The following is a 5,210-nucleotide window of genomic DNA, read 5'->3' as shown; positions in this document are numbered from 1 at the left end:
TCAAAGCTTGATGACCATAGTAAGTCGGTCCCACCCCTTCCCATCCCGAACAGGACCGTGAAACGACTCTACGCCGATGATAGTGCTGCAACCAGTGTGAAAGTAGGTTATCGTCAAGCTAGTTATTTAGAAAAGGCCCGCTCAATGAGCGGGCCTTTTTGCGTTTACACTGCGCTTACTCGATCTGTGAGGATTTCTTCACACGCGCGGAAGAGAGGCGGACGGCGGCAGCATTGATACTTCCGCGCCATCCGGCGCACCATGTGTTCCAGGGATTAGCCCTTAACTCAATCAAAAGGTGAACATCATGGCAGAGCGTATCAATCGGATGGTGCAGGCAGTGCAGTCGTCGTTGGGTGGCGTGCGCCGCAACGGCGCGATGCTGGCGGCACTGGGCTTGGGCGCTACTGCCAGCTACATGCTGTACGCGCATCCGCCGCTGGCCAAGCTGACGGCCGGTAGCGTGGGCATACGCACCAACCAGCTGACCGGTTCCGCCATCCTGGTCCACGACGGCGCAGTGTTCATGATGCCGGGCGTGCATGTGATGCGCGAGCTGTCGCTGCTGGACCAGGTATATCGTCCAGCGCGCGCCGAACAGGCGCCGTTTCAATCGGTGGAAGGTCTGGCGCTGGGTGTCGATATGTCGGTGCGCTACGCACTCGATCCGGCACGCGTGGCGGCGATGGCGCAATCGCTACCGCCGGATATCAAGGGCTCAATCGTGGAGCCGGCGGTGCAGGGCGTGATCTACAAGGTGTTCACCCGCTACACCGTGCGTGAGATTTACTCATCCAAGCGCGCCGAAATCCAGAAGGAGATCGAAACGGAACTCAAGCCGAAGCTGGCGGCGGATGGCGTGACGCTGCGTGGTATCACCATCGGCAAAATCTCGCTGCCGGAAGAGTATCAGGCCGGGATGGAGAAGCTGCTGGCCGAAGAACTGGAAACGGAGAAGATGCGCTACACGCTGGAGCTGAAGGAGAAGCAGGTCAAACAAACCGCGCTGGAAGCGGACGCTGAGAAGGTGCGCCGCGAGAAGGCGGCGGAAGCCGCTGGCAATGAGCAGATCATCGCCGCTCGCGCGCAGGAGCAGGCGATGGCGCACGTGCTGCCGTTCAAGCAGAAACAGATCGAGCAGCGCAAGCTGGAGGCGGAAGCGGAGAAGGAAGCGCGTATCAAGACGTCGGAAGGTAATGCACAGGCGCGCCTGATTGAAGCGGTCGGCGAGGCGGACTCGCGCCGCAAGCTGGCGGAGGCGGAAGCATATCGTCAGGAGATCGTCGGCAAGGTGGCGGCGGCGCAGATGGAACGCGAAGGTGATCTGCTGACGCGTAACCCGCTGCTGATCCAGAAAACCATGGCGGACAAACTGTCGGACAAAGTGTCGGTGATTATTGCGCCGCCGCCCAGCGACGGCGGTTTTATCGGTTCCTCGCTGCTGGGTAAGCAGCCACGGGTTGCTCACGCCAGCGCTACGTCGGAGGGCCAGTAATCATGTCCATCATTGCAGCGGCGTTGACGCTGGCGATTGTCACGCAGGACCAGGCGGCACTACGGGCAGCGCCCAAGGACTCTGCGCAGCAGCAGGCGGTCCTGTGGCCGGGTGATAGCCTTGAGATCCGCGGCGAGAAGCAGGACTTCTTGCAGGTGTATGACTATCGCCGCGAACGGGCTGGCTATATCCGTGCAGCGCAGGTGCGCAAGGTATCGCTGTCGTCAGCGGATGCGCCGGAGTTGCTGTCGGTAGTGCGCTTCCTGCGCGACACGCCGGGCGCGGAGTCGCTTGGCATCAGCTACGCGGCGGCCTATCTGAAAGCCGCACCAGCGACGGCAATCACGGCGGAACCGTTTGATGCGCTGGGAACGATAGCGGACCGGCTGGCGCGGCGTGCGTCGGCAAAGCAGGGCAAGCAAGGCGACGCCGTGATCGCAGCGCATCTGGAAGCGGTGGCGCATTATGGTGTGGGTATCCGTAGCTTTGAGCGTGAAGGCCGGATGCAGCTGTGCTATGACGGCGAGGCCTTCCGTCGCGTGCTGGCAATGGCGTCGGCATCGCCAGCGCAGCGTGCCGCCGCAGCGCTGGGATTGACGCGACAGGAGTGTGTCGATCCGGCGCTAGGGCCGGGCGCGCGCGTGGCGCTGGATGATTGGCGCGCCGAAGTGCTGGAACGGGTGGACTTGAAGGACTTGCCGGGTCATATACGCAATCGCCTGCATATGCGGCGCGCGATGGTGTGGTCGTCGGTGGCGTTTGCGCGGGCGCGCAAGGGTGGCGCTTCAAGCGTAGCCGCGCAGCGGGCACTCGATGAACTGGGCATGGTGGCGCCATCCGAGTTGACCGAGGACGATGCCGGCGCCTATGCCGAAGCCGGTGTGCGCGTAGGCAGTGTGCGCTGGGCGGCCGAACTGGCGGCTGTACCTGCAGGCGGGTTGCAGGTGGCGGCGCTGGCCGGTCAGCCCGGAGAGACATGTGTACTGCTGGTCGACGGCAAGCACGATCAGCAGCATCCGCTGGCGCGCCGCTGCAGTTACGGCGTGGTATGGACAGCATCGGCACGGGCTAATGCGCAGGGCAGTGCGCTGGTATTGGCAGTGCAGCCGATGGATAGCTGGCGCGAGATGTGGCTGTTCCATCAAACCAGCGAGGGCTGGCTGGTTGATGTGCTGCCGCCTGTCGCGGCAGATCCTGATGTGGGCTATGCTGAATTTGCCGGCTGGGTGCCGGGCACGCAGAACATGCTGGTGGCGCGCGAGGCGCGTGTCGACGGCCGCTTCAAGCGCAGCTTCGAGCTGGTTGAGATCAACACGCTGGCGACGTTGAAGTCGGCCGATAAACCGTCGTCACTGAGCCAGTTCTATCGCTGGCAGGATCCGGCCTGGAGGCGCCAGACCGTGGCCTTGCGTTAGAACTGGTACAGCGCACTGGCGCCCATTAGCCAGTTGCGCTGCGGCGCCGCTTCGTAATAGCGCTTGTTGGTGTCGCCGACGATTACCGAGCCGACGTAGTTCTTATCGAGCAGGTTGTTCAGGCGCGCGAACTGTTTGAAACGCCAACCACGCCATTGCTGGTTGGCGTTGACGCGTACATTCAGCACGCCGTAACCCGGTGCTGCCTGATCGGTGTTGCTGTCTTCCGTGTAGATTTTTCCGACAGCGACGGCTTCCAGCGCCGCGCCAAAACGGCCGGCGCTTTCCTTCCATGCCAGCTCGCTGTAGAGATTCACGTTCGGTACGCCGGGCAAGCGGTTGCCTTGATCGTAGACGGCGCGCAGTGTCGTCAGCGCTACCCGCGTGCTCAGTCCATAGCGCCATGAGGTATCGACTGCCAGCTCCACGCCTTGGCGCAAGGTGTTACCACCGTTGCGATAACTGGTGCGGCCGCCGCTGGCGCTATCAACGATCAGCTCATCGGAGGTCTTAACCTGGAACAGCGCCGCGTTGATGCGCGTGCGATCATCAAACCGCGTCTTGATGCCGGCTTCGAGATGCGTGCTGTAGGCCGGCTGCAAACGGAAATTGAAACCGCCGGCTGTGCCGGAGTAGAACAACTCATTCAGCGTGGGCGTTTCAAAGCCGCGCGCGGCGCTGGCGTACACGTTCAACTGCGGCGCCACGCGATACAGTATGCCCAGTACCGGCGTGGTGTGGCTGTAACTGAGCGAACCGCTGTCGTTGCCGTTACTGAGGAAGTGATCATCCACCGCGATCCTCACGCGGCTGTGGCGCAGGCCTGCGCTGAACTGCCATGCGCCGGTATCCCATTCGGTTTGCAGATACGGATCGAGATTGCTGGCCTTGTCGTCTTCGTTGCGCCGCAGCGCGCCTTTCACGCCGAACTGCGTGCCGATGAAATTCTCGTAGCCTTGGCGGGCGTCGCTGGAGTGGCCGTACTCCACACCAGCGGTGGTGGTCAGCTTGCCGGAGGCTAGATGCTGCACGTGCATCCAGCTGATCTCCGTGCCGGAGAAGTCGCGTTCGAAATCGACCACGCCGCCGGAATGCGTTGCCGGCGCCTGGAACGCCTTGGAGAATGCCTGGTATTGGATCACTTCGCGGTTGCCGCCATATGCGCTTACGCGCAAGCGGTCATCGCCATAGCGTTGTTCCCATGTCGCACCGATTTGCTGGTGGTTGATGCTCTTGCGTGTGTTGTAGCGGTCGGCCAGTGTGCGTTTGGGTATTTGCGTATCGGTGTTATCGATTTCGCCGGCACGTGGATCGCGCTGATAGGTGGACCATGTGACGCCGAGTGGATCTTGTGTGTCATCCTGGCGTAGCGCGCTGGCGATGATGTTCAGCTTCGCACCATTGATCGGCGCAAGCGTCAGCTTCGCGTAGGCCTGGTCACGCGTGGCGGCGCTGTGGGCGCGATAGCCATCGGTATCGAAGTGCGAGGCATCGAGCACATAGCCTATGCCGGCTTGCTGGCCTTGTGCATTGAGGTCAGTCTTGCGGGTGCCATAGCTGCCGCTGCCGACATTCAGCTCAACCGAGGGCGGGCCTTCGCCTTCCTTGCTGAATAGCTGGATCACGCCGCCGGCGTGATTGCCGTAGATGGCGGAGTAGGGGCCACGCAGCACTTCGATACGCTCGGCGATATCGAGATTGAAGGTGGCCGCTTGCCCTTGGCCGTCCGGCATGCTGGCGGGGATGCCGTCGGTGACCAGGTGCACGCCGCGCACACCGAAGGTGGAGCGGGCGCCGAAGCCGCGTGAAGAGATCTGCAGGTCCTGCGCATAGTTCTGGCGATTCTGCACCACCAGGCCCGGCACCGCCGCCAGTGCTTCGGACGCGTTGACGCGCAGCTGGTTGTCATCGATCGTTACCGCCTCGATGGAGGCCGGCACCTCAAAGCTGGAACGCTCGGTACGGGTGCCGCTAATGACGACGATAGGCGCTTCCGTCGTAACGGCAAGCAGGGCAATGATGAGCAAGATGTCTTCCTTGGAAACGATGAAAACTAAATATATCAAAAAGCCTTGCTAAGCATCTGCGGCCTTTGCTATAGTTCGGTCCCTCGCGAAACGCAGCATCGAAACCAAGTGATGTAGCGAAAAACGAGGGGTTGACGAGATGTAAGAAACGCTTCATAATCTCATCTCTCTGCTGCGAACAAAACGCTTCGCAGCGCAAGACAAGATCTTTAAAAATTAACAGTCGATAAGTGTGGGCATTTGGTGCTGCAACAAAAAGCATTAAATGCTCAA

Annotated in this window: 4 protein-coding genes and 1 rRNA gene; 3 read left to right on the top strand and 2 right to left on the bottom strand. The window is 61.4% G+C overall.

What is annotated here, in order from left to right:
- Positions 1 to 6 precede the first annotated feature (6 nt).
- From rrf to GTP46_RS28955, 3 genes are all read left to right on the top strand, one after another.
- Positions 7 to 119, top strand: a 5S ribosomal RNA gene (gene rrf / locus GTP46_RS28965).
- Positions 120 to 307: 188 nt separating this feature from the next.
- Positions 308 to 1,495 (top strand): SPFH domain-containing protein, encoded by a 1,188-nt coding sequence (locus GTP46_RS28960; RefSeq protein WP_161010093.1) that lies wholly within the window; start codon positions 308 to 310, stop codon positions 1,493 to 1,495.
- A 2-nt stretch (positions 1,496 to 1,497) separates the two neighbouring features.
- Positions 1,498 to 2,910: an SH3 domain-containing protein gene (locus GTP46_RS28955; RefSeq protein ID WP_161010092.1), complete on the top strand. Its 1,413-nt coding sequence runs from the start codon at positions 1,498 to 1,500 to the stop codon at positions 2,908 to 2,910.
- Here GTP46_RS28955 and GTP46_RS28950 read toward each other — a convergent pair.
- Complete coding sequence (locus GTP46_RS28950; protein ID WP_229259151.1) at positions 2,907 to 4,937, bottom strand: TonB-dependent receptor family protein; 2,031 nt, start codon at positions 4,935 to 4,937, stop codon at positions 2,907 to 2,909. The two genes, GTP46_RS28955 and GTP46_RS28950, sit on opposite strands and share 4 nt — an antisense overlap.
- A partial coding sequence (locus GTP46_RS30030) for a hypothetical protein (RefSeq protein WP_229259150.1) occupies positions 4,882 to 5,210 on the bottom strand: 329 nt, incomplete at its 5' end. The genes GTP46_RS30030 and GTP46_RS28950, both read right to left, overlap by 56 nt.

This window comes from Duganella flavida (assembly GCF_009857445.1).
Classification (GTDB): domain Bacteria; phylum Pseudomonadota; class Gammaproteobacteria; order Burkholderiales; family Burkholderiaceae_D; genus Rugamonas; species Rugamonas flavida.
This window is presented reverse-complemented; position numbering and strand designations above follow the sequence as displayed.